The 24316-nt window shown below is 69.0% G+C and carries 25 protein-coding genes; 12 read left to right on the top strand and 13 right to left on the bottom strand.

Annotated elements, in window-relative coordinates:
- Positions 1-5: 5 nt before the first annotated feature.
- Entirely contained in the window at positions 6-1046 is a 1041-nt protein-coding gene (locus tag OXI49_08130; GenBank protein ID MDE2690471.1) for an LLM class F420-dependent oxidoreductase, read from the top strand.
- A gap of 17 nt (positions 1047-1063) precedes the next feature.
- Here OXI49_08130 and OXI49_08135 read toward each other — a convergent pair whose 3' ends face one another.
- From OXI49_08135 to OXI49_08165, 7 genes are all read right to left on the bottom strand, one after another.
- Positions 1064-1753, bottom strand: a complete 690-nt coding sequence (locus tag OXI49_08135) for a class I SAM-dependent methyltransferase (protein ID MDE2690472.1) — start codon at positions 1751-1753, stop codon at positions 1064-1066.
- 46 nt (positions 1754-1799) lie between these two features.
- Positions 1800-4316: a 5-amino-6-(D-ribitylamino)uracil--L-tyrosine 4-hydroxyphenyl transferase CofH gene (cofH, locus tag OXI49_08140; GenBank protein ID MDE2690473.1), complete on the bottom strand. Its 2517-nt coding sequence runs from the start codon at positions 4314-4316 to the stop codon at positions 1800-1802.
- A 54-nt stretch (positions 4317-4370) separates the two neighbouring features.
- A complete protein-coding gene (gene cofC, locus OXI49_08145; protein ID MDE2690474.1) occupies positions 4371-5090 on the bottom strand; it encodes a 2-phospho-L-lactate guanylyltransferase in 720 nt (239 codons plus the stop codon).
- Entirely contained in the window at positions 5087-6100 is a 1014-nt protein-coding gene (gene cofD, locus OXI49_08150; protein MDE2690475.1) for a 2-phospho-L-lactate transferase, read from the bottom strand. The genes cofC and cofD overlap by 4 nt, the downstream gene beginning before the upstream one ends.
- A 13-nt stretch (positions 6101-6113) precedes the next feature.
- The gene (gene cofE / locus OXI49_08155) at positions 6114-6875 is read right to left on the bottom strand and encodes a coenzyme F420-0:L-glutamate ligase (protein MDE2690476.1); all 762 of its coding nucleotides are present in this window, start codon (positions 6873-6875) and stop codon (positions 6114-6116) included.
- 90 nt (positions 6876-6965) lie between these two features.
- Positions 6966-7670, bottom strand: a complete 705-nt coding sequence (gene npdG, locus OXI49_08160; protein MDE2690477.1) for an NADPH-dependent F420 reductase — start codon at positions 7668-7670, stop codon at positions 6966-6968.
- Positions 7671-7769: 99 nt separating this feature from the next.
- Complete coding sequence (locus OXI49_08165) at positions 7770-8564, bottom strand: TerC family protein (protein ID MDE2690478.1); 795 nt, start codon at positions 8562-8564, stop codon at positions 7770-7772.
- Between the two features lie 112 nt (positions 8565-8676).
- On the opposite strand from OXI49_08165, the gene OXI49_08170 reads away from it, so the two are divergent.
- Positions 8677-9288: a glutathione S-transferase family protein gene (locus OXI49_08170; GenBank protein MDE2690479.1), complete on the top strand. Its 612-nt coding sequence runs from the start codon at positions 8677-8679 to the stop codon at positions 9286-9288.
- Between the two features lie 10 nt (positions 9289-9298).
- On the opposite strand, the gene OXI49_08175 is transcribed toward OXI49_08170, so the two are convergent.
- A complete protein-coding gene (locus OXI49_08175; GenBank protein MDE2690480.1) occupies positions 9299-10558 on the bottom strand; it encodes a hypothetical protein in 1260 nt (419 codons plus the stop codon).
- A 73-nt stretch (positions 10559-10631) separates the two neighbouring features.
- Here OXI49_08175 and OXI49_08180 point away from each other — a divergent pair, with 73 nt between their 5' ends.
- From OXI49_08180 to mutL, 5 genes are read left to right on the top strand one after another with little or no spacing between them, the layout of a single operon-like run.
- Positions 10632-11561: an LLM class flavin-dependent oxidoreductase gene (locus OXI49_08180; protein ID MDE2690481.1), complete on the top strand. Its 930-nt coding sequence runs from the start codon at positions 10632-10634 to the stop codon at positions 11559-11561.
- A 4-nt stretch (positions 11562-11565) separates the two neighbouring features.
- Positions 11566-12030, top strand: a complete 465-nt coding sequence (locus tag OXI49_08185; GenBank protein ID MDE2690482.1) for a RidA family protein — start codon at positions 11566-11568, stop codon at positions 12028-12030.
- 17 nt (positions 12031-12047) lie between these two features.
- Positions 12048-13418 (top strand): magnesium transporter, encoded by a 1371-nt coding sequence (gene mgtE / locus OXI49_08190; GenBank protein ID MDE2690483.1) that lies wholly within the window; start codon positions 12048-12050, stop codon positions 13416-13418.
- A 19-nt stretch (positions 13419-13437) separates the two neighbouring features.
- Entirely contained in the window at positions 13438-14202 is a 765-nt protein-coding gene (gene recO / locus OXI49_08195) for a DNA repair protein RecO (protein ID MDE2690484.1), read from the top strand.
- On the top strand, positions 14202-16106 hold the full coding sequence (gene mutL, locus OXI49_08200; protein ID MDE2690485.1) for a DNA mismatch repair endonuclease MutL: 1905 nt from the start codon (positions 14202-14204) through the stop codon (positions 16104-16106). The genes recO and mutL overlap by 1 nt, the downstream gene beginning before the upstream one ends.
- Here mutL and rnc read toward each other — a convergent pair.
- Positions 16093-16785: a ribonuclease III gene (rnc, locus tag OXI49_08205; GenBank protein MDE2690486.1), complete on the bottom strand. Its 693-nt coding sequence runs from the start codon at positions 16783-16785 to the stop codon at positions 16093-16095. The two genes, mutL and rnc, sit on opposite strands and share 14 nt — an antisense overlap.
- The gene (gene asnS / locus OXI49_08210) at positions 16782-18080 is read right to left on the bottom strand and encodes an asparagine--tRNA ligase (GenBank protein MDE2690487.1); all 1299 of its coding nucleotides are present in this window, start codon (positions 18078-18080) and stop codon (positions 16782-16784) included. Before asnS ends, rnc begins: the two co-directional genes overlap by 4 nt.
- 227 nt (positions 18081-18307) lie before the next feature.
- On the opposite strand from asnS, the gene OXI49_08215 reads away from it, so the two are divergent.
- From OXI49_08215 to OXI49_08225, 3 genes are read left to right on the top strand one after another with little or no spacing between them, the layout of a single operon-like run.
- Positions 18308-18766, top strand: coding sequence for a DUF2085 domain-containing protein (locus OXI49_08215; protein ID MDE2690488.1), 459 nt, complete (start codon positions 18308-18310; stop codon positions 18764-18766).
- Positions 18763-19248 (top strand): hypothetical protein, encoded by a 486-nt coding sequence (locus OXI49_08220; protein MDE2690489.1) that lies wholly within the window; start codon positions 18763-18765, stop codon positions 19246-19248. The genes OXI49_08215 and OXI49_08220 overlap by 4 nt, the downstream gene beginning before the upstream one ends.
- A gap of 11 nt (positions 19249-19259) precedes the next feature.
- On the top strand, positions 19260-19721 hold the full coding sequence (locus OXI49_08225) for a hypothetical protein (GenBank protein MDE2690490.1): 462 nt from the start codon (positions 19260-19262) through the stop codon (positions 19719-19721).
- A gap of 16 nt (positions 19722-19737) precedes the next feature.
- Here the strand turns inward: OXI49_08225 and OXI49_08230 are convergent, their stop codons facing one another.
- The 3 genes from OXI49_08230 to OXI49_08240 are packed head-to-tail and all read right to left on the bottom strand — an operon-like array spanning position 19738 to position 22363.
- Positions 19738-20241 (bottom strand): pyridoxamine 5'-phosphate oxidase family protein, encoded by a 504-nt coding sequence (locus OXI49_08230; protein MDE2690491.1) that lies wholly within the window; start codon positions 20239-20241, stop codon positions 19738-19740.
- Positions 20242-20247: 6 nt separating this feature from the next.
- Positions 20248-21033, bottom strand: a complete 786-nt coding sequence (locus OXI49_08235) for an SDR family oxidoreductase (GenBank protein MDE2690492.1) — start codon at positions 21031-21033, stop codon at positions 20248-20250.
- A gap of 1 nt (position 21034) precedes the next feature.
- Positions 21035-22363 carry an MATE family efflux transporter gene (locus OXI49_08240; protein MDE2690493.1) on the bottom strand — a complete coding sequence of 443 codons (1329 nt, stop codon included), beginning with the start codon at positions 22361-22363 and terminating at the stop codon, positions 21035-21037.
- Positions 22364-22399: 36 nt separating this feature from the next.
- On the opposite strand from OXI49_08240, the gene OXI49_08245 reads away from it, so the two are divergent.
- Both OXI49_08245 and OXI49_08250 read left to right on the top strand, forming a co-directional pair.
- Positions 22400-22984 (top strand): TRAP transporter small permease subunit, encoded by a 585-nt coding sequence (locus OXI49_08245; GenBank protein ID MDE2690494.1) that lies wholly within the window; start codon positions 22400-22402, stop codon positions 22982-22984.
- Positions 22981-24300 (top strand): TRAP transporter large permease subunit, encoded by a 1320-nt coding sequence (locus OXI49_08250; protein ID MDE2690495.1) that lies wholly within the window; start codon positions 22981-22983, stop codon positions 24298-24300. Before OXI49_08245 ends, OXI49_08250 begins: the two co-directional genes overlap by 4 nt.
- Positions 24301-24316 lie beyond the last annotated feature (16 nt).

Raw genomic sequence — 24316 nt, forward strand, 5'->3', positions numbered from 1 at the left:
GGACCATGGAACTAGGACTGCTCGCTGGCGCCTTCGGCAGCCAGATCACCGTTGACATCGATCGCATTCGGCAGGCGGAAAGCAACGGCTTCACGTCGGTCTGGACCGCGGAGGCGTACGGCTCCGATGCCGTGACAACGGCGTCCTGGATTCTGGCCCAGACGGAGAGGATCAAGGTCGGCACGGCGATCATGCAGATGCCGGCGCGCAGCCCGGCGATGACCGCGATGACCGCGATGACCCTGAACCAGCTCTCCGGCGGGCGCTTCCTGGTCGGTCTCGGACCGTCCGGCCCGCAGGTCATCGAGGGCTGGCACGGCGTCGCCTACGGTCGGCCGCTGACGCGCACGAAGGAGTACATCGAGATCATGCGCAAGGTCTTCGCCCGCGAGGAGCCGGTGACCCACGAGGGCTACCACTACCAGTTGCCCTATCGCGGCGAGGATGGAACGGGTCTCGGCAAGCCGCTCAGGAGCATTCTGGCGGCGGATACCTCGATCCCGATCTACACCGCCTCGATCAGCCCGAACGGCCTGGCCTGCAGCGCCGAGGTCGCGGACGGCGTCTTCCCGATCTGGATGAACCCCGAGCGATATGACCTGATCGAGGACGCCCTCGAACGCGGCTTCGCGGCCGCCGGCAACGGCAAGAGCCTGGACGACTTCAAGGTCATGCCCTTCGTCACCGTCGTCATGGGCAACGACGTGGAGCAGTGCCGCACGCCGGTCAAGCAGAGCATGGCCCTGTACATCGGCGGCATGGGGGCGCGGGACAAGAACTTCTACAACGACTACGCCAAGCGCCTCGGCTACCCGGACGAAGCCCGCGCGATCCAGGACAACTTCCTCGGCGGCAAGAAGAGCGAGGCGGTCGGCGCTGTGCCCGACGCCCTGGTCGACGACGTCGCTCTGGTCGGGCCGCGGGAGCGGATCGTCGACCGGCTCGCGGCCTGGAAGGAAGCCGCCGGCAACGGCCAGGTCGCGTCGATGCTGCTCGGCTGCCGGCAGCCGGAGGCGCTGGAGGCGATCGCGGAGGCGGTGCTGTAGTAGGCGCGCCGTCCGTTTCAGCCGGGCTTGCGGCCCACGACGACCGTGATCCCGACCTCATGCCAGACGCACTCCGCCGCGAAGCCGGCCGACGCGACGGCGGACAGTTCGTCCTCCAGCGGGAAGTAGGTGTCCTCCTCCGACCACTCCTCGAAGTGCTCGAAGGCGCGCCGCTCGTCGATGCCGTGGGCCATCAGGTGGTCGGCCCAGCCGCGCCAGGTCGTCTCCCGGGCGACGGGCTCCCCGGGCATCGTGGCGTCCGCGTTGACGAAGATGCCGCCGGGCTCGAGTGTCTGGAACACACGACGGTAGAGCACTCTCTTGTCGTCCATCGCCGGGATGTGATGCAGGGCGAGTGAGGCGGCGGCGCCGCGACAGCGGGGCAGGGGTTCCAGGAAAGAGGCCCTGGCGAAGCGGGCCCGGTCGCCGAACCGTGCGAGGCGCGTTCGTGCCTGGTCGAGCATCTCGCCGTCGACGTCGATGAGTTCGACGACGGCCGCCGTGGAGGATTCGAGGATCGCCTCCGACAGGGCGCCGGTACCGGCTCCCAGGTCGATGATCGGGCCGGGCGCCGCCGGAGCCAGGGCCTGGGCGGCAACGGCGAGCATCTCCTCGTAGCCGGGGATGAACCGGCGAATCGCCGCGTCGTACTCGTCGACGGCGATGCGCAGGTGGCGGCGAACGGAATGGGATGCGGCGTCCTTCATCGCCGATCGTTCGCCCGCGGCGGTCAGGCGAGAGCCTCCGTCCCGGTCAGGAAGCGTCCAGGCCCGGACGGACGAGGCGCAACGGACCGTCGCGCTCGTAGCGGTGGGCCGGGTTGTTCAGCACTGCGGCCAGCTCCGCTGCCTGGAACGACGCCTCGACGCGTTCGGGCGGCGGCGTTCCGTAGGCGGTCGTCCGCTGCTTCGGCACGCGGCCGGCGTCGCGGATAAGCTGCTCCATCCCGGACGGCGGCAGTTCCTGTCCGTGGGCGGCGCCGGCCGCCCGGGTGATGCTCTCGTTCATCAGGGTGCCGCCCAGGTCGTTCACCCCCGCCTCGAGGCAGGCCTTGACCCCCTGCGGCCCCATCTTGACCCAGGAGGCCTGGACGTTCCCGAACCAGGGGTGAAGCGCCAGCCGGGCCACTGCGTGCATGAGAACCGCCTCGCGGAAGGTCGGTCCCTTGCGGGCGCGGCCCTTGAGGTAGATCGGCGCCTCCATGTGGACGAAGGGCAGGGGCACGAACTCGGTGAAACCGCCCGTCCGTTTCTGCAGGTCCCGCAGCCGGAGCAGATGCCGGGCCCAGTTCCGGGGACCCTCGACATGGCCGTACATGATTGTCGCCGTCGTCCGGTAGCCGACGCCGTGGGCGGTCTCCATGACCTCGAGCCACTGGTCCGTGTTCAGCTTGTCGGGGCAGATGACGGCGCGGATCTCGTCGTCCAGGATCTCGGCAGCGGTCCCCGGGAGGGTCCCGAGCCCGGCGTCCCGGAGGCGGAGCAGGTAGTCGCGAAGCGCCATGTCGAGCGTCGCCGCGCCCTGCCAGACCTCGAGCGGGGAGAAGGCGTGGACGTGGATTTCCGGCACGGCCTCCTTCACCGCGCGGCAGATGCCCAGGTAGGTCTCGCCGGTGTAGTCGGGGTGAATTCCGCCCTGCATGCAGACTTCCGTCGCGCCCCGCTGCCAGGCCTCGACGGTACGGCGCATGACCTCCTCGAGTTCCAGGTCGTACGGCTTGCCGCGCAGGTTCTCGCTCAGCTTGCCCTTGGAGAAGGCGCAGAACTGGCACTTGAAGTAGCAGACGTTCGTGTAGTTGATGTTCCGGTTGACGACGTAGGTCACCGTGTCGCCGTTCACTTCGCGCCGGATCGCGTCCGCGGCGGCGCAGACGGCGGAGAACTCCGGTCCCCGCGCCGCGAACAGCCGGGCGATCTCGTCCTCCGAGAGGTCCTCGCCCCTCCGCGCGCGGTCGAGAATGGGAGCGATGCCCGTCGCACGGTGTGGCTCCGCGCCGTTGCCGTTCGAGGCGGGGGAGGTCGCCACCGCGGCGAGGACGTCAGCCGGCGGCGCGATCTCTTCTCCCGGAGACCAGTCGTCCGTGCGGGCGAGGCCGGTGGCGTCGACCCGTTGCAGCACCGCCGTGCGGACGCCACCCAGCCGCCTGATCTCCCGGCTCTGGCCGCGGCCGTCATCCAGCCACTTCTCCCCGTCGAGCGCCCATTCGGGGTACACCGTCAGCCTCTCGACCAGCGTCTTGCCGGCGGCGGCCGTCTCCTCCGCGAGGCGCTCCAGGTGTGGCCAGGGCGCCTCGGGGTTGACGAAGTCGGGCGTCACGGGCGATACGCCGCCCCAGTCGTCGATACCGGCGTCGACGAGCCGCGGCAGCACGCCGGGGCTCAGGTTGGGCGGCGCCTGGATGTGCATCTCCGGCCCGAGCACCAGCCTCGCGGCGGCGATCGTCCAGAGCAGGTCCTCCAGCGTGGGCTCGGGCGCGCTGGCCATCCGGGTCTCTGGCTTGGCCCGGAAGTTCTGGACGATGACTTCCTGGATGTGGCCGTACTCGTCGTGCAGGTCGCGCATGGCGAGCAGGGCGTCGATCCGTTCCTCGCGGGTCTCGCCGATACCGATCAGGATGCCGGAGGTGAAGGGCACGCGGGCCTCGCCGGCGAGCCGCAGGGTCTCGAGGCGCCTCGACGGGACTTTGTCCGGACAGCCGTAGTGCGCCTGACCTTTCTCGTGCAGCCGCGTGGAAACGCTCTCGAGCATGATGCCCATGGACGGGCCCACGGGGCGCAGATGCTCGATGTCTTCAGCCGTCATCAGCCCAGGGTTGAGGTGGGGCAGAAGGCCCGTCTCGAGCAGCACCCGCTCTGCCGCCTCCCGCAGGTAGGAAAGAGTCGTCTCGTGGCCCAGCTCGGCCAGGCCGTCGCGGGCGGCCTTGTACCGTAATTCCGGCTTGTCGCCGAGCGTGAACAGCGCTTCCTTGCAACCTGCCTGGGCGGCCAGGCGGGCCTGGCTTAGCACGGAGTCGAGCGGCATGTACGCCGCCTCGCCCTTCTTCGGCGGCCGGGCGAAGACGCAGTAGTGGCAGATGTCTCGGCACAGGTGGGTCAGCGGCAGAAAGACCTTGCGCGAATAGGAAACGAGGCCGCCGTGGCCCCGATCCCGCAACTCGCCGGCTACCTCGAGCAACCGCTCGAGGTCGGCGCCAGGCTCGATGCGGGCGAGCGTACGGGCCTCATCAGGGGTCGGGCGACGGTCCAGAAAGGCGCTGAGTGGAGGGGACATGGGGATGACTGCGGCAGGCGCTGAACCGGCCGCCAGTGGGGATAGCGAACGGTATCAGTCCCGCTTCAGCGGGCGCTCCAGCCGTTCCGGCACGCCGAGTCCGCGCAGGAGTCGGCCGGTCCGGCCCTCCCGGCCGGCACGGTCGAGCCGCAGCAGTTCGGCCAGGTCGTCCGGATGGTCCACGTCGAGTCCCAGGTTCGCCAGGACGATGCTGGAGTGAGCCGCTCCGGCCCGCTCGGCTTCCCGCAGGTGCGCACGGAAGCTGCCGTCGCCGAAGCGGAACGGGATGCAGCCCGGCGGCGAACAGACAAGAGCATTCGTCCCCGATCGGAAGCGGTCGGGGGCGACGGTCACCGCCGGTCCCGGCGCCGAGTCGTCCCCCTGGCTGCTCCGATCCTCGAGGTGCCGGGCGCGGAGTTCCTCCAGGTCCGCCGCCGTCACCAGCGGCAGATCGATCGGCAGCACCAGCATCGTCGCCTCACCGCGGCGCCCGAGTTCCTCGGCGGCCGTACCGAGCGCCCGGTTCAGGCCTCGCCTGGGCTCGGACAGGACCTCGCAACCGGCTTCCTCCAGGTACGTTGCCGCGACGCCGTCCGCGGTCACGGCAAGCGTGCCCGTGACGTCGGGCACGCCCGCGATCGCGGCAAGCACGTCGTCGAGCATCGATTGGGCCAGTTCCTCCCGCTCACCGGTGCTGAGGACGGGCGACAGCCTCCGCTTGGCCTCGGACCAGGCCTTGACCGGCAGGACCGCCCAGAGACTGCCGGCGTTCACGCGGACGGTTCCGGCGGCGCGGTTTCCGCCCTGTCGCCTCGCCGGGTGTCGAGCCCGCGGGCGAAGTCGATGGTCTCCGTGGCCAGGCGTTCCCGGTCGGCCAGCGTTTCCATCACTGTGCCGGTCACCAGGGTGAGAAGGCCGAGATCCTCGATCTCCGCAGCCTGGCCGGCATCGGCGTGATCGATCACGAAGCCGTCGAGGAGGTCCCGTTGCCGGTAGTGGCGGGCAACCTCGACCGGCGTGACCGGCATCCCGAGTTCCGCCATCATCTTGGCGGCCGGTCCCTTGATCGCCGCGCCGCCGACGATCGGCGAGACCGCGACCACGGGCGCGGCCGCTCGCCGAAGCGCGACCTCGACGCCGTCGAGGGCGAGGACGGGATCGACGCTGACGAAGGGGTTCGAGGGGCAGACGAGGATCGCCGCGGTCGTGTGGTCCTCCAGCGCCTGGAGGAAGGCGGGCGCCGGTCGGGCCGTGTCGATCCCGTCGAAGCGAAACCCGGAGACGGTCGGGGCGCAGCCATCGCGAACGAAGTAGTGCTGAAAGCTGAGTTCGCCGGTCTCCGTCAGCACGACCGTGCGCACCGGGTCGTCGCTCATCGGCTGCACGCGGGCGGCGATGCCGAGCGCTCCGCAGAGGGCGGCGGTGACCTCGGTCAGGGACTCGCCGGCGCGGAGACGTCGCGTTCGCTCCACGTGGGTCGCCAGATCGCGGTCGCCGAGCCGAAACCAGGTCTCGCCGCCGAGGTGAGAGAGCGCTTCCAGGAAGGACCAGGTTTCGTGGGCCTGACCCCAGCCGGTGTCGCGGTTCGAGATGCCGCCCAGCGTGTACATCACCGTGTCGAGATCCGGGCAGATCCGAAGACCCAGGTGATCGAAGTCGTCGGCCGTGTTGCAGACGACGGTCAGCGAGTCCCCGGGCAGCACCCGCGACAGCCCGAGCGCCAGCTTGGCGCCGCCGACGCCGCCCGAAAGAGCCACGCAGTGTCTCGGGGAGTCCTTCGTCATCGCGGACCCGCCTTCACCGGAACAGGTCCTGATCGCGCGGCCTCAGCAGGTCGCGGGCCGTCTGGGCCGGTCCGAGCGGCTCGAGGCCGCGGACGCGCACGACCGGCGTGCCCTCGTCGCCCTCGCCCTGGACGATCTGGGCGGCGCTCGCGACCTGGTCGGCGATCCCGGTTTCCGAGACCAGGAGTTCTCGCTCGAACAGGTCGCGGTCACCCCGCAGGTCGCGGAGCGCCGTCATCCCGGCGACGCCGATGGCGAGCCCGACAGTGCCCAGCCGCCAGGCGCGACCGACGCTGTCGTTGACGATCACGCCAAGGCGCTCGACTCCGAAATGCGCCGTCAGGGCTTCGCGCAGGGCCGCCGCCGAGGCATCCGGATCCTCAGGCAGCAGCAGCGCATGCCCGTGGTCGTCGCCGGGACGCAGGTTGGACTGGTCGATCCCCGCGTTCGCCAGCACGAGACCGAGCCGGTGCTCGACGATGATGACTCCGGGGACGGTGCGCAGCACCGAGGTCGATGCCCGAAGCACGAGTTCGATCAGGCGTGGGTCCTTGTCGCATTTGGCCGCCAGCCGGACGGCTTCGGGACGCGCTTCCACCGTCGCCAGATCGACGATTCGGCCTTCCGCCTTGGAGACGATCTTCTGCGCGACGACGAGCACGTCGCCGGCACGCAACTTCATCCGTGCCTGCCGCATCGTTTCGGCGATCAGGACGGCCAGGTCGTCACCCGGCTGGATTTCGGGCAGGCCTGGTACCGGCTTGATGTTCAGCATGGTCTGGGAGAGCGCGGTGCTCGAAAGCCGAAGGCTACCCGCCTCCGCAAGCCGGGTGTCGCGTTCGCGGCGATCGAGCGCCGACCGTCTTCAGGGCGCGCGGGTCGGTTCGCCGGTGATCCGGATGCCCGCGCCCGCGATGCCGTACTTCCGGTTCAACTGGATCAGGACGGAGGTCAGCGCCTCCGCGGCGGCAGCGTTGTCGAGCGGCCCGGCGTGCCAGCCCCGCATGCCGAGCGCCTCGATCAGTTCGATGACCTCGGCGCGGGCGGCGGGATCGTTGCCGGTGACCAGAACATCGCAGTCGACCGCATCGTCCTCGCGCAGATGGGCGGCGCCGACGTTCTGGAAGGCGGAGACGACCCGCACATCCGGACCGACGGCCTGCTGGGCGATGACCGCGGCGCAGCCTTCGTCGGGAAGCTGCACGCGCGCGACCTTCGGCGGCACGAGCGGCACCGTGCAGTCGACCAGGATCTTGCCCTGAAGCGCCTCGCGCACCGCCTCCAGCGTGGCCCGCTGGAAAGCGTACGGCACGGTCAGCACCACGAGGTCGCCCTCCTGGGCGGCGGTCAGGTTGTCCGTACCGCGTACGGTCGCCGGCAGGCCCAGACCCCGGAGCTGCTGGTTCACGTCCTCCGCCGACCCGGCGCCCTTCTCCCGCGACCGCGAGCCGATGACGATCGGGTAGCCGGCCGCGGCCCAGCGCCGTGCGAGACCTCCGCCGAGGTCGCCAGTGGCGCCGAGCATGGCGAGCGTGGGTAGGGAGTTGGCGCCTGGCTGATTGTCTGACATGACCGTTCCCGTGAGTTGCCGTGTCGCTCTTCGCCTCGTGACAGACAGGTGATCCGAGGGCGGCGATCGTACACCGCCCGGCTCTGGCACCGCCTGCGTCTATTTGTGCCGGCGGTGGAGCGTCACGGTGTCCACTTCTCGCTTCCGCTCCCACCAGTTCTGGTAGAGGTCGAGCGCGAACATCAGCAGCAGGATGAAGATGACGATCCACTGCGGGATGTACGGAGTCGGGGAGCCGTTGACGACCATGTGAGCGCTGTGGCCCGCCTCGAGGATAAGCACGAAGCCGATCAGCAGGAGGACGAACAGGCCGAGGATTTCGAACTCCGGGTTGGAGCTGAGAAACCGCGAGATCGGGCCGGCGAAGACCAGCATCAACGCCACGGAGATCAGCACGGAGCCGACCATCACCGCGAAGATGTCCGTCATGCCGACGACGGTGAGGATCGAGTCGACCGAGAAGATGAGGTTCATGCCGACGATCAGGGCGACGACCTCGGCGAAGCGGTTCGCCTTCGCGACTTCGTGCTCGACCGCCTTCAGCTTGACGCGGAGTTCCTTCACGCCCTTCCAGATCAGGAACAGGCCTCCGATCACCAGCACCAGGGACTTGCCGTCGACGCTGCCGGCCATTTCCACGCCGAGGAACGAGCCATCGAAGCTCCAGAGTTCGGCCGTGGCCGCCCCGAGCACGAGGCTGAGGAGCAGGAGCAGCAGGATGCGGAGCGCCATCGCCAGCAGCAGGCCCAGCTTGATCGCCTGCTGGCGCCTCGCCTCCGGCAGCTTGTTCGCGATGATCGTGATGATGATCAGGTTGTCGGCGCCGAGCGCGATCTGGATCAGTGTGACCGAGAAGAGGGCCGCCCAGAAGGACGGTTGTGCCAGTAGATCCATCACGAACACTCCCGCGACGTTGCGTTCCTGTGGCGCAAGCTCCTAGACTTTGCGCCCTTCGCCTTCCAAGCCTTGACCATCAGCAGCCGACCTCCAGGAGATGTCCTGAACCATGAAGCTACACGAAGCCGCCACCGCCCCTAACTGCCGCCGCGTTCGCATCTTCCTGGCCGAGAAGGGCATCGAGGTTCCCGTCGTGCCCGTCGACCTGGGCCAGGCCGAGAACCGGCAGGAGCCGTTCCGGCAGAAGAACCCGATGGGCCGCGTGCCGGTGCTCGAACTCGACGACGGTACGTTCATCGCCGAGTCGGTCGCGATTTGCCGCTACTTCGAGCAATTACAGCCGGAACCCGTCCTGATGGGCGGCAGGGACCCGGAAGAGGCGGCCCGAATCGAGATGTGGCAGCGGCGGATGGAGCTCGAGATCGCCCTGCCGATCATGCAGGTCTTCCGCAACACCCACCCGTACTTCGCGGACCGCATCGAGCAGTACCCGGACTACGGGGAGGGTCAGCGCGGCCACGCCACGAAGCGGCTGGAGTGGCTGGACAGGGAGCTCGCCGACCGGGAGTTCGTCGCCGGCGACGCGTACTCGATCGCCGACATCACGGCCCAGATCGGTATCGACTTCGGCCGGGTGACGAAGTTCAAGGTCACCGAGGAGACACCGAACCTCCTGCGCTGGCACCAGGCGGTGTCGGCGCGGCCGAGCGCGAAGGCCTAGGCGCCGCCGGTCAGCGGCAAAGCCGGGTTGCCTGGGTCTCCAGCTCTTCGCGGAACTCGGGTGCCGCAATCCGGATCAGCCGCTGCGCTCGCTCGACGCTGTCCAGGCCGCGGACCTCGGCGATACCGTACTCGGTGACGAAGAAGTCGGCGTCGGTGCGCAACGCCGTGGCGGCATGTTCGGGCGGAAGCGCCGGGGCGATGCGGGAGAAGCGGCCGCCGCCGGCGGTCGCCTCGAGGGCGACGATCGAACGTCCGCCGGCCGACATCCGGGCGCCCCGCATGAAGTCGACGGCGCCGCCGGTGCCGCTGATCTGGCGGCCGCGGACCATCTCCGAGTTGACCTGGCCGAAGAGATCGACCTCGACCGCCGAGTTCAGCGCAACGAAGTTGTCCAGCCTGGCGATCACCCGCACGTCATGGGTGTAGTCGACGGTACGCAGGTCGATCAGATCGCAGCGGCTCGCCCAGTCGTAGAGCGCGGGTGAGCCGAGGACCATGGCCGCGACCAGACGACCGTTGTCGATCGCCTTCCGAGCGCCCGTGACGGCCCCTGCTTCCACGAGGTCCTTCACGCCGTCCGACAGCAGGCCGGAGTGGAAGCCCAGGTCACGGTGTCCGTGCAGCGCCGCCAGCACCGCGCCCGGGATCGCGCCGACACCGGTCTCGATGCAGTCGCCGTCGCGAATCAGTTCCGCGACCAGCGCGCCGATGCGCTCGGCCACGGGACTGGGGCGACTGGCCAGCGTGGGCGGTTCGACCTCGGTCTCGACGACGTAGTCGAAGCGGTCGGCCGGTACCGCCGGCGCACCCGGCAGGCGGGGCAGGGAGCCGTTCCATTCCGCGACGAAGGGGATCTCCGGGCGTTCCAGCAGCGCCGGCAGGAACCCGGCGCCGATGCCGAGGGAGCAGTCGCCGTTCCCGTCCGGCGGCGTGAACTGGGCGATCGCCAGGTCGAAGGGCGCCGCCAGAAGATCGTCCCAGACGTGCCGGTACTGCATCGGCACGAAACGGACCGAACCGGCCTCGAAGCCCGCGCGCATCTCCGGCGTGACGAAGAAGCTCCGCACCGTCGAACCGGCCCAGGGCGCGAGCGTCGGCGAGGAGATGCCGGGGATGCGGGTCACCGTGAACTCCACGCCGGCAGTCGCCTCGGGCCGGGCATGCAGCGCCGCGGCGATTCCGCGAGGTTCGTTGCAGCCGCCCAGGACGGCGACCTTCATGCCGCCGCGGAGCAGTGCCCCAACCTGTTCGGGAGCGAGTTTCTTCATGTCGCGTCGTAGCGTAGCCGCACGCGCGACGGGCGCCCTCTCCCTCTCGGTACGTTGATACTCTGCCGCCGCCATGACCACGACCGCTGCAGCACACAACGGCCTCCCGGCCATCTCCCTCGCCGCCGTTCCTGGTCGGCGCCGACTGACCCTCGACCTGGCGCGGGAAATCGAGCGCCGCGGTTTCAGCGGCATCTACTGCCCGAGCATGGGCGACGGTCTGGCGCTCTGCGAAGCGATTGCGCTGTCCACCGAGCGCATCCACTTCGGCACGTCGATCGTGAACATCTACACCCGGCACGTGACGGAGTTCGCCCACACGGCCTCGTTCATCCACGAGGTGTCCCAGGGCCGCTTCTGGTTCGGCGTCGGCGTCAGCCACGCGCCGGCGCACGCCCGGCTGGGCGTTACCGTCGGCAAGCCGCTGGGGGACATCCGCGCCTTCGTGGACGAAGTGAAGGCGGTGCGGGGCGCCGGCGAACTGCCGCCGATCGTCCTCGCCACGCTGCGCGACCGGATGATCGCCACCGCCGCCGACATCGGCGACGGCCTGGTGTTCGCGAACGGCGCCCGTTCCCGCATGAGCCACTCTCTGGCGGCGGCGGGGGAGAAGGCGACCGATCCGGACTTCTTCGTCGGCAACATGATCCCGACCGTGATCTCCGAGGATCGTGACCTGGCCGCGGCTCGCAACCGCAAGACCCTGAGCCGGTACGCCCTGCTGCCCAACTACCGCAACTACTGGAAGGCGGCCGGCTACGTCGAGGAGATGGAAGCCGTGGAGCAGGCTGTCGAGCAGGGCGAGACGGAGCGCATTCCGGCCCTGCTCTCCGACCGCTGGCTGGCGGATTGCACCCTGTTCGGGACAGCCGCGGAGGTTCGCGAAGGAGTCGAGCGCTGGTTCGACGCCGGCATCCGTACGCCGATCCTGGTGCCGTCGTCGGCGGCGGGCAACCAGATCAAGGCCTTCGAAGAGCTGTTCGCCGCCTTCGACGGGAGTTGAGGGGATGACCACGGTCAGGGAGCGGCTGGAATCACTGGGCATCGAACTGCCGGAACCTGCGGCGCCGGCCGCCAACTACGTTCCCTTCGTGCGCATCGGCTCGCTCGTCTTCGTGTCCGGCCAGGTTCCGGTCAGGGACGGAAAGCTGGCCTATCGCGGCAAGGTCGGCGTCGACTATTCCCTCGAGGAAGCGCGGGAGGCCGCCCGCCTCGTCGGCCTCAACATCGTCGCCGTCGTGGGTGCCGCCTGCGAAGGTGACCTGGAGCAGGTGAAGCGCTGCGTGAAGCTCGGCGGCTTCGTCAACTGCAGCGACGACTTCGAGAACCATCCGGCGGTGATCAACGGCGCCTCGGACCTGATGGTCGACGTGTTCGGCGAGAAGGGGCGGCACGCACGCTTCGCGGTGGGGACGAACAAGCTGCCGTTCAACGTGCCGGTCGAGATCGACGCCGTCTTCGAGGTCGACTGAAGGGCTGACAGCGCGTCATGTCCACCCAGCGAGTCGAGATTCTGGGCGACACGATGCGCCGGCTGGCCCGCCGCGGCGCTCGCCGGAACCTGTCCCGGGTACTCAGCAAGGTGCGGCCGGGCGATGTCGCCGCCGCGCTCAGGAAACTGGTGCCGACCGAGCAGTTGTTCGTCGTCCGGCTGGCCCTGGAGGACTATCCGGATTCGGCCGGCGAGGTCCTGCTGGAACTCGAGCCGGGCGAACGGCGGCCGCTGCTGGAACAGCTCGCTCCGTCCGAGATCGCCGGCCTGCTGTCGCCGCTTGCGGTCGACGACAGCGTGGAGATCGTCGACGGTCTCGAGGACGAGCTGCGGGAGGCCGTGCTGGCGCTGCTCGACCGGCCGGACCGCGACGAGTTGCAGACGCAGTTCGCCTACGAAGAGGACACGGCCGGCCGGATCATGAACACCGAGTTCTTCTCCCTGCCGGAGGGAACCTCGGTCGGCGACGCGATCGCCAAGATTCGCGAACACGGCGAAGTGGAGATGATCTTCTACCTCTACGTCGTCGATCCGGAGGGGCGCCTGGTCGGCGTCCTGTCGCTGCGCGAGCTCCTGCTCTCCGTCCCGAGCCGCACCCTGAACGAGATCATGAACCGCGGCCTGGTTACGGCGAGGACGGACACGGACCAGGAGGAGGTGGCGCAGCTCGCTTCGCGCTACGACTTCCTTGCGATTCCGGTAGTGGACGAAGGCCGGCGCCTGCTGGGGTTGGTGACCGTCGACGACGTGATCGACATCGTCCAGGAGGAGGCAGAAGAGGACTTCTACAAGATGGTCGGCACGTCCGACGACGAGTTGCTGTACCGGGAGCGGGCCTGGCGGGTTGCCGGCATCCGGTTGCCCTGGCTCCTGGTCAACCTCATCGGCCTGACCCTGACCGGCGTGCTGATGAAGCAGTTTCAGCTCCGACTCAACGAGGCGTTCCTCCTTGCCTTCGCGCCGGTCGTCATGGGCATGGGCGGCAACATCGGCAGCCAGACGATGACGCTGACCGTGCGCGGCCTGGCGACGGGCCGGATCGGCGAAGGTGGCGGCAGGATGCGCCGGTTTCTGTTCCAGCAGATCCGCATTGGGCTCGTGGTGGCGCTCGTCTGCGCCGCCGTCGCGGCGGCGGTGGCGGCCTTCCTGGAGCAGAACCCGGCGTACAGCGCGGTCGTCGCCAGTTCACTGTTCCTGGCCATCGTGCTCGCCTCCCTGATCGGCTCGTTGCTGCCCATGGCGTTCGAGCGGATCGGGATCGATCCGGCAATCGCTTCCGGTCCGATGGTCACGACCAGCAGCGACATCACCGGCATCCTCGTCTACTTCGGGCTGGCCACCCTGATGATCGACTGGCTGGTCCGCTGAGCGGCGGCGGGTTCCGGGCATGAAGCAGTACAGCGGCGAGGCGCTGCTGCTCCAGACGACGGACCTGCACGAACGGGACCGCATCGTCGTCTTCCTCAGCCGCGACCGGGGCCTGAAGCGCGGAGCGGCCCGCAGCGCGCGGACGCGCTTCAGCCGATTCGGCGGCGAGCTGCAGCAGCTCGCCAAGGTCCACCTGACGTGGTTCGAGAAGCCGGAGCGCGAGCTCGTGCGGATCGGCGAGGCGGAGATGATCCGCAGCGCGCGGTCCCTGCACGAGGACCTGGAAGGGATCCTCGTTTCGTCCTACCTGGCGGAACACATGCAGGTGTTCGCGCAGGAGGACGAGCCGGAGAACCACCTCTACCGCCTCCTGGACACGACCGTCCAGGCGCTGCTCGACGGTTGCGACCGCTGGCTCGCTTCGCGCTACCTGGAATGCTGGACCCTGCGCCTGAGCGGCGTGTTCCCTGCGCCCCGCCGCTGTCCCGCCTGCGGCAAGGCGATCGCTGACGAGGCCTTCCTGGCAGTCGACGCGGCCGGCCTCCTGTGTCCTTCCTGTGGGGGCGGCGCGGGCGCTAACCGAAGGGTGGGGGCTGAGCCTCTGGACTTCCTGCGCCGGATCGGCGGCTCGGATCTCGCGAGCCTGCAGGCAAACGGACAGGTCGACGAGGCGACGCTCAGAGCGGTCGAGTCGTTGACACGCGAGGTGCGCCGCGCCTTCCTGGGCCGGGAACTGAAGAGCTACGGCGTGATGCAGCGGACCCTGCGGGACATGACGCCCTGATGGCCGGATCCGACCCGGAATCCCCCGGCCTCCAGCGGCTTCCCGACGCGCTGATCTCCAAGATCGCGGCAGGCGAGGTGGTGGAGCGGCCGTCTTCCGTGGTCAAGGAACTCGTGGAGAACGCTCTCGACGCCGGCGCCGGCCGCGTCGAGATCGAACTGGAGAACGGCGGCCGCGACCTGATCTCGGTGGCCGACGACGGCAGCGGGATCGCCACCGAGGACGCATCCCTTGCACTCGAACGCCATGCGACGAGCAAGATCCAATCCTTCGAGGATCTGCTGGAGGTGGCGACCCTGGGCTTTCGCGGGGAGGCCCTGGCGTCGATTGCGGCAGTGTCGAAGTGCGAGCTTCTGACCGCCCGATCGGCCGGAGACGGACATCGGCTGGTGGTCGAAGGCGGTCGGCTTTCGGTCGACGAACCCGTGAGCCGTCCCCGCGGCACCACGGTGACGGTCGAGTCCCTGTTCTATAACGTGCCGGCCCGCAAGCAGTTCCTGAAGCGTCCCGCGACGGAGCTCCGTCGCGCGCTGACCGTGGTCCAGGGTTACGCGCTGGCCCGGCCGGACGTGACCTTCGTCCTGCGCCACGCTCGCGATGCGGAGTCGCCGGGTCGGGAGCTGCTGCGGGCCCAGGCGACCGGAGTCGACGCGGCCGGCCGGCTCGACCGGATCGCGCAGTTGTTCGGCGAGAATCTCGTGAAGCACCTGATTGCGCTGCCCGAGGCAAGGAAGGAGCAGGGCATCTCCGGCTTCGTCGGCGACCGGGAGACGACGAAGGGCCGCCGCCTGTTCCTGTTCGTCAACGGCCGGCTGCTGAGGGACCGCGCCGTCCTGAGCATCTACTACAAGGCGGTCCGTGACTTGATGAAGGGAGAGCGGCCGCCTGCCCTCTTCCTGTTCCTCGACATCCCGCCCGAGTCCGTCGACGTCAACGTTCACCCGCAGAAGGCGGAGGTCCGGTTCCGGGACGCGGCGCTGCTCGGCCGCGTCGGCAGCGCGCTGCGCCGGGGACTCGAGGCCGCCAAGGGGGAGGAACCGGCGCCGCTCCGCGAGTTGGGAGGACCGGTGGCACCGCCCGCCTGGACCGGCGCCGGACAACTGCGCGAGACCGCCGCGGCGGCGTGGCGGCGTCCAGGCGCGGCAGGAGAAGACCACCGGGAAGAAGGGGCCCCGGCGCCGGAGGCCCCCGCCTGGGCGGCCGAGCTTGCCGCCCGCTATGGCGGCACCCAGCCGGGACCTGCAGGAAAGCTGGCGGAGGTCGCCTACCGGCCGCAGCCGTCCCGCCCGGTGCGTTTGTCGGGCAAGGCGCGGGAGTCGCTCCGGCTGATCGGACAGTACAAGGGCACGATGATCCTGCTCGAGGGGCCGGAGTCGTTGCTGGTCGTGGACCAGCACGTGGCCCACGAGCGCATTCTCTACGAGCGGTTCCGCCACAGTCTCGCCGAACGGCAGCCAGCCAGCCAGACCCTGCTCGTACCGCGGGTACTGGAACTCTCCGCGGCTGAGAACGCGGCGCTCGGGGAGTGCTCCGCCGGGTTGGAGCGCTGCGGCTACTCGGTCAGCAGCTTCTCGGGCGGCAGCGCCGCGATCACGGCCATCCCCGCCGTGCTGCCGGACAAGGAAGCGGAGAGCCTGGTGCTGCGGATCGCGACGCAGGTCGCCGGCGGGGATGAGCTGCCGAGCGAGGAGGACGCGCTGGGCGAGTACCTCCTGACGCAGCTGGCGGCTAGCCGGGCCTGCAGGGCCGCGGTCAAGATGCACGAGGCGCTGTCGGCGGAGAAGATGGAGAGCCTGATCGCGGAACTCTTCGCCTGCGAGCATCCCTACACCTGCCCGCACGGTCGCCCGGTGGTGCTGGAACTCACCGACCGGGATCTGGAGCGGCGCTTCAAGCGCCGCTAGAGCCGTCCTCCATCCCGGCCAGAGCCCGGGCGGCGGCCCGACGCTCGGCTTCCTTCTTGGAGTGGCCCGAAGCCGCGGCCACGGCGCGGCCTCCGACCCAGCACTCGACGTGAAACATGGGATCGTGATCCGGCCCGTCACGGCCGACGTGGCGGTAAACCGGGGGTTCGAGCCCCTGACCCTGGAGCGATTCCTGTAGATCGGACTTCGCGTCCGGTGCCTCCATCGCTTCGGTGGCCTCTACCTCGATCCACGGTTCGACCAGGCGGCGGGCGGCGTGTAGGCCGCCATCGACGAACACGGCTCCGATGACGGCCTCGAGGGCATCCGCCAGGAGGGACTGCTTTCCGCTGCCTCCCGACTGCTCTTCGCCGTGGCCGAGCCGGAGCGCAGGGCCGAGATCCAGCTCGCGGGCGCGCCGGGCCAGGGCGTCGGCGCTGACGACATGGGATCGGGTTCGCGACAGCACGCCTTCCGGCGCCGCCGGATGACATCGAAAGAGCCAGGCCGCTACGACCAGTCCGAGGACCGAATCCCCCAGAAACTCCAACCGCTCGTTGTCGTGTTCCAGACCCCGTTCGTTCGCGAACGAGCTGTGCGTCAGGGCCTGCTCGAGCAAGGCGCGGTTCCCGAACCGGTGGCCGAGGCGCGCCTCGAGATCCTCGACCGGGTCCGTCAGGGGTAGATCCGGTCCATCGTTCGCGGATAGGGGATCGTCTCCCGGAGGTGGGGCACACCGGCCATCCAGGCGACGAAACGCTCCACGCCCATCCCGAAGCCGCTGTGCTCGAACGTGCCGTAGCGGCGGATGTCCAGGTACCACTGGAAGGAGTCCAGCGGCAGGTCGTGTTCCTTGAGCCGCGCGAGCAGAAGATCGTGGTTGTGGATGCGCTGGCTGCCGCCGATGATCTCCCCGTAACCCTCCGGAGCGATCACGTCGAGCGCCAGAGCGAGCGACGGATCGTCGGGATCGGGTTCCATGTAGAAGGCCTTGAGCGAGGTCGGGTAGTGGGTGATCATGACCGGACGGTCGAACTCCCGGGTGATCGATGTCTCTTCGGGGGCGCCGAAGTCCTCGCCGAACTCGATCCCGGAACCTTGCGTGCGCAACAGGTCGATCGCCTCCTCGTAGCGGAGCCGCGGGAACGGTCCCTGGATGGCTTCGAGCTTCGAGGGGTCGCGCTCCAGGATCGCCAGCGGATCACCGCAGTTCTCCAGCACCCGGCCCGCGAGGTAGACGATGAAATCCTCCGCCAGTTCGCAAAGCCCTTCGAAGTCGAGGAATGCGGCCTCCGGCTCGACCATCCAGAACTCCATCAAGTGCCGCCGGGTCTTCGACTTCTCGGCCCGGAAGGTGGGGCCGAAGCAGTAGACCTTGCCCAGCGCGGCGGCCGCGGGTTCGAGGTAGAGCTGACCGGACTGGCTGAGATAGGCGTTGCCGTGATCGAAGTACGGGGTCTCGAACAGCGTCGAAGTGCCCTCGCACGCCGCGGGCGTCAGGATCGGCGAGTCGACCAGGTAGTAGCCGCGCTCGCGGTGGAAGTCGTGGATCGCCTGGCAGACCTCGCTGCGTATCCGCAGTACCGCACGCTGCCGGCTCGAGCGCAGCCAGAGGTGGCGATGGTCCATCAGAAAGGCGGTGCCGTGCTCCTTCGGGGTGATCGGATAGCCATCGGCGCCGTGGACCAGGGCCAGGGACGAAACGTGGACCTCGACTCCGCCCGGTGAGCGGGGATCCGCCGCGGCGGTGCCGGTCACGGCGACCGTCGATTCCTGGGCCGCTTGCTGGAGCACCTCCCAGGAGGCCTCGTCGACCTCCTTGCGGCTGACGACAAGCTGAACGGTGGCGCCCGAATCCCGGAGCTGGATGAAGCCGATCTTGCCGCTGGAGCGGCGGCCGTCAACCCAGCCGCGCAGCCTCACCTCCTGGCCGATCAGGCCGCCGAGCTCGGGAATCGAGTTCCACTCCGTCACCGATCGACTCCCACGGCAGGGATCATACCGATGCCGCCGCGGCCACCGGCGGGAACGAGTCGCTACACTAGCGCCCGATGCTTCGCCAGCGTCTCGGGCTTTCGACCCGAAACGTCTCTGCCGGGTCTTCCGGAAGGCCCGGCTGGAGGCGCGTCAGGCTGTTCGCGTTCGTGACGCCAGGTCGGGCCACCGCGGCCGTCGCCGCGGGCTGCTGCCTGGTGATCGGAATGGTCGTGGCGGCGCCGCTTGTCGCCGCATCCGGCGGTCGGGCGGCCACGTTTCTGTACGCGGTCTTCGCCCCGGTCTGCCATCAGCTCGCCGAGCGCAGCTTTCACCTGGCAGGTCACCCCCTCGCCGTGTGCCACCGCTGCTTTGGCTTCTACGCCGGCTTCACTCTGGGACTGATCGTGCTGCCGCTGGTTCGTCCGGCGCGCGACTGGCTGCTCGACGAGCCCAGGCGCATTCTCCTGCTTCTCGCGCCCACGGCGGTCGACTGGCTGCTGCCGATGAACACGCCGGCGAGCCGCTCTGTGACTGCCGTTCTCGCCGGGGCCGCGATCGCCGTCCTGATCTGGGCTGCGATCGGCCAGATCGTCCAAGAGATGCCTCGAAACTTGCCACCCGGAGAAGGCGCAGTGCGTGATGCCGGCGCGTTCTCCGGTTCGACTTCTGAGGAGACTTCATGACACCGAAGAAACTGAAAGCCGCCGCCATCGGCGGCGGGGCGGCCGGGATCGCCTCCAGTATTCCCCTCGTCAACCTGGCCAACTGCGCGTGCTGCGCGCTGGTCGTGGGCGGCGGCATCCTGGCGGTCTACCTGGCGATGCGTGGAGAGGCCGCTACCGAGAAGGCGCCGCTTGGTGATGGCGCCATGATCGGCGTTCTGGCGGGCGTCGCGGCCGCCGTGGTCGGTGCGATCGTTGCAATCCCGCTGGCGGCGGTCGTTGGTGATCCGATGGAGCAGATGCGCTCGATCATGGAAGGGATCGAGGGCATGCCGCCGGAAGTGCTCGAGGCCCTGGGCGGCGAAGAGGCCGATTTCGGGGCGGCGCTCGGGTTGATCGGGTTCCTGTTCAACCTCGTCACCAGCGTCATCTTCTCAGGCATCGGTGGCGTCATCGGCGCCGCCGTGTTCCACAAGAAGCCCACCCTCGAGAGCGGAGCCTAGGAGGTGTCATCGTGACGGGTAAGGAAGTCGGTGCGGCAGCCATCGGCGGAGGAGCGGGCGCCGTCGCCTCGCAGATCCCCGGCCTGCAGTTACTCAACATTGCCTGTTGCGCCCTGGTCGTGGGCGGAGGCATCCTGGCGGTCTACCTGGCCTTGAAGGACGATCCGCCCGCCGCGGCCGCGCCCTACGGTGAGGGAGCGAAGATCGGTGCACTCGCCGGCGTCTTCGGCTCCGTGCTGAGCATTCTGCTGGCCCTCCTGATCCTGGGCGGCATCACGGGCGTGATGGGGATCGGGGCTCTCACGGCCGAATCCGTCGAGGACTTCGAGGCCTTCAGCCTGATTAGCGCGGTCGCCGGCCTCGGCGTCATCGCGATCGTTGCCTTCTCGCTGATCATCAATGTCGCGTTTTCGACGATTGGCGGCGTGATCGGGGCGGCCATCGTTCACAGGAAGGCGCCCGCGGCGGAATAGCTCCTCGCGGCAGGAGTCAGCGGCTGAGGATGGTGCCCGGCCGGTAGTAGCGCTGGTGCCAGATGCCGGCCTGGTCTTCGTCGTCCACCGGCATGCGCCAGGTGCGGACGGACGCCTGGCCGAGAGGTAGGCGGTAGAGGCCCCGCGGCTGGTCGATCGTGGCCTGGATGTAGTCCTCGGCCGCGTCCTCCGGGACGTAGCGGCAGGCGATTCGCCGGTAGCGGTCGCGCCAGACGTCGTCGACGCCGATGTCGTGGACGAGTTCCGCTTCGCCCTCGGCGAGGACCTTGCGGTAGGGGGGGTTCTGCTCGTCGATCGCCAGACAGGTCCGGGGATCGCGGCGCAGGTTGGCGAACCAGACGGAGTTCTCACGCGGCGTGAACCAGATCGCGTCTTCCTCGAAGATGAACCAGATGGGCGTCACCAGGGGCCGGCCGTCGTCGCAAACCGTGCCGATCCGCATCAGGATGCCGGGCTCGGCGAGGAAGGCGTCGCGTTCGCTGTCGGTCATCGTCGGCATGGGTCGCTAGTCCTCCTCGGGGGCGCCGAGGGTCCGCGCCGCCGCGATGTCGGCGGAGTAGTCGCGGAGCTTCGTCGGCATCAGGGTCATCTCCTCGATCACGGTCCGTTCCGGCAACGCCGCGGCCGTCAGGATCGCCTCGGCGATGTCCTCGGAGGCCATCATGCCGGCCCGCTCGTCGGCTGAGGGCGGCCGCGGCCGGTTGTCGAGGATCGGCGTGTCGACTTCGCCGGGCAGGACGCTGGTCGCCCGGATGCCGAGCTGCCGGAGTTCCGCGCCGAGACCGAAGATGTAGTTCCGGGAGGCCGCTTTCGCGGCGCCGTAGGCGGTGCCTGCCATCACGCCGGGGCGCAGAGCCGCCATCGACGAAACCATGATGACCGTGGCGCCGCCGTGGTCGAGCATCGCCGGCAGCAGCGCCTTGGTGAGCATGGCAGGCCCGGTCGCGTTGACCGCGATCACGCTGTCCCACTCTTCCTGGGAGATGTAGCGCGTGCTCCTTACCTTGGAACTGTGTCCGGCATTGTGGACCAGGACGTCGACCATGGCGTGACGCTGGAGGATCGCCGCCGCCAGCCCCTGAACGGCCTCCGGATCCTCCATATCGGCCGAGTGGGCCCAGGCGTTGCCGCCCGCGGCCTCGATCTCGGAAACAACCGCTTCGAGCGGTTCGAGCCGCCGGCCGGAAACGATGATCGACGCGCCTTCGCGGGCGAAGAGCAGCGCGGTCGCCCGGCCGATGCCGGTGCCGCCGCCTGTGACCAGAGCTGTCTTGCCTTCGAGTTTGCCCATCTCAGTGCCTTCCTCCCGCCGGTACTCCCGGGCCGATGAAGCGGCGCGCGGCCATACCGAGAGTCGCAGTCCGCGCCGCCATCAGGCCGACCATGCTGAGCCACAGCAGGTTGTTGTCGTCAAAGTGAACCGCGACCCAGAGCAACGGCGCGAAGCCCAGGCCGCAACTGATTGCCATCGAACGGCTGAGCAGTTTACCTTCGGTGAGACCGAGGTAGAAGCCGTCCAGGGCGTAGGCCAGGGCCGCGAACAGGAGCACCGGAAGCAGCCACGGATTGCTCCCGGCGGCGAGTTCGACGACGTCCTCGTGGTCCGCGAGCAAGCCGTAGATCGTCTGCGGCAGGAGCAGGACGGGTAGCAGGAAGGCGACCGCGCAGAGCTCGGCGACGAGGACCGTGAGAAACAGGACGCGCCGGACCTCGGCCCGGTCGCCGGCGCCAGAGGCCATCCCGGCCAGCGTCTCGCCGGCGAAGGCCGCGCCGTCGATCAGGTAGGACGCCACTCCCAGCAGCCGCAGGATGAGCCCGTTGGCGGCGAGCCTGGCGGTGCCGAAGAGGGCGCTCACGTTCGTGAAGGCGGCGAAGGCCGTGATCAGTAACAGCGTCCGGATTACGAGGTGGCCGTTCAGAGCGACGATGCGGCGCAGCTCTACGGGCTCCAGGAACCGCCGCAGGGAGACGGCCGGTAGGCGGCTGCGAACGGCCAGCGTCAGGCCGATGCCGGTCGCCAGCCACTGCGCGGCGGCCGTGGCGACGCCGGCTCCGTACGCCGCCCAGCCGAGGTGGATGATGAACCACCAGTTGAGCGCCACGTTGGCGAGGTTCGCCGCGGCGACGACGACCAGGGCGCGGCCGGCCTCCGCGCGGCCGAGGAACCACCCCGTCAGGGCGAGGTTGGCGAGGGTCGCCGGCGCTCCCCAGATGCGTGCGTCGAAGTAGCTGCGGCCCGCCTCCTCGACTGCGGGCTCGCCGGAGAGGAGCCGGAAGCCGAGATCACCCATCGGATCCCGGAGCAGCAGGAACAGGGCACCCAGAATGGCCGCCAGGAGCAGCGCTCGGTACAGGTGGGCGGCGATCTCGAACGGGTCCCCCCGGCCCCGCGACTGGGCCGTCATTCCGGTCGTGCTCATGCGCAGGAACGCGCAGCCGAAGTAGAGGTAGTCGAAGATGAGCGCAGCCAGGATCACGCCGGCCAGGAAGCGCACGTCGTCGAGCCGTCCGAGCATCACCGTGTCGGCCAGACCGGCGAGTGGCACGGTGAGATTCGAGGCGGCGTTGAGCGCCGTCAGGCGCGCGAACCGGTGGAGAAGGCTAGTCCCGGGAGCGCCCATCACGGCCGGAGCGCTGGTGGTAGCCTGCGCGCGCTCATGGCGTCAGCACCAACCCCTGGCGGCTTCCCGGCACGTTTTGTGGCCTGGACCGATCGTCTCAATTCGCGTATCGGCGTCGCGGTCTCCTGGCTGACGCTGGCCATGGTCGCGGTTGGAGCGTACAACGCGGTCGTGCGTTACCTGGGCCGGTTCACCGGCTGGAACCTGAGTTCGAACGCCTACCTCGAACTCCAGTGGTACATGTTCAGCCTGGTCTTCCTGCTGGGCGCCGCGTACGCGCTGCTGACGGGCGCCCACGTCCGGGTCGACGTGATCTTCAGCCGGCTGCCGGAGCGCTGGCGGCGGCGGATCGACCTCTGGGGTTCGCTGCTGTTCCTGATCCCGTTCGCCGTCTTCGGACTCGTCATGTCCTGGCCGGCCGTACGGAACTCCTGGGCGGTGCTGGAAGTGTCCTCCGATCCGGGCGGTCTGCCGCGGTATCCGATCAAGAGCGTGCTGCTCGTGGCGTTCACGCTCCTCGCCCTGCAGGGACTCGCGGAGGCGGCGCGGAACTGGCTGCGCCTGCGCGCGCTCAAGGCCGGCGCGGAAGAGGAGGAGCTGCAGCAGGAGGGGCTGCTGTGAGCGGCGACTTCCTCGGCCCGCTGATGTTCGTGGTCGTCTTCCTGTTCATCTTCGCGGGCTACCCGGTCGCCTTCTCGCTCGGCGGCACGGCCCTGATCTTCGCCTTCATCGGCATCGAGCTCGGCCTCTTCTCCTGGAACCTGCTCTACGCCTTCCCCGAGCGGGTTTTCGGCGTGATGTCGAACGGCGTCCTGCTCGCCGTGCCCTTCTTCATCTTCATGGGCACGATGCTTGAGAAGTCCCAGCTCGCGGAGGACCTGCTGCGGACGATCGGCATGCTGTTCGGCCGCCTGCGCGGCGGGCTGGCGTTGGCGGTGGTCGTGGTGGGCGCCATGCTCGCGGCCGCTACCGGCGTGGTCGGCGCCTCGGTGGTCGCGATGGGCCTGATCTCGCTGCCGGTCATGCTGCGCTACGACTACTCGCCGATGCTCGCCACCGGCGTGATCAGCGCCGCCGGTACCCTGGGGCAGATCATTCCGCCCAGCGTCGTGCTCGTCGTGCTGGCCGACCAGCTCGGCATCTCGGTCGGCGACCTGTTCATCGGCTCCCTCATTCCGGGCCTGATGCTGGCGGGCTTCTACGCCGTGTACGTCACCGGCGTCGCGATCGCCAAACCGGCGGCCGCGCCAGCGCTGCCGGCCGAGGAACGGACGCTGGTAGGCGCCGCGCTGGCCCGGCAGGTGGCCGTCGTGATGTTGCCGCCCATGGTGTTGATCCTGGTCGTCCTGGGCAGCATCTTCGCCGGCATCGCGACCCCCACCGAGGCGGGGGCCCTGGGCGCCGTCGGCGCCATCGCCCTGGCCCTTTCGCGCGGGCGGCTGACGATGAAGGCCGTGAAGGAGACGATGGACGCGACGGCGAAGCTGACCACGATGGTCATCTTCCTGCTGATCGGCTCGACCGCCTTCGCACTCGTCTTCCGGGGTCTCTACGGCGACATCTGGATCGAGGACCTGCTGACCGGGTTGCCCGGCGGGAAGATCGGCCTCCTGATCGTCGCGAATCTCGCGATCTTCATCCTCGGCTTCTTCATCGATTTCTTCGAGATCGCCTTCATCGTCATCCCGCTGATCGCCCCGGCGGCGCGCATCCTCGACGTCGACATGGTGTGGTTCGGCGTGATGATCGGCATGAACCTGCAGACGTCCTTCCTGACGCCGCCCTTCGGCTTCGCGATCTTCTACCTGCGGGGCGTGGCGCCCCGGCGGATCACGACGGTCGAGATGTACCGGGGAGTGATCCCTTTCATCGTCATCCAGCTCATCGGGCTGGCGCTGATCTGCCTGTATCCCGAGCTGGTGACGGCGCTGCTGTAGCGGGCGTCAGGCAGGT

Source organism: Acidobacteriota bacterium (assembly GCA_028875725.1).
Classification (GTDB): Bacteria; Acidobacteriota; Thermoanaerobaculia; order Multivoradales; family Multivoraceae; genus Multivorans.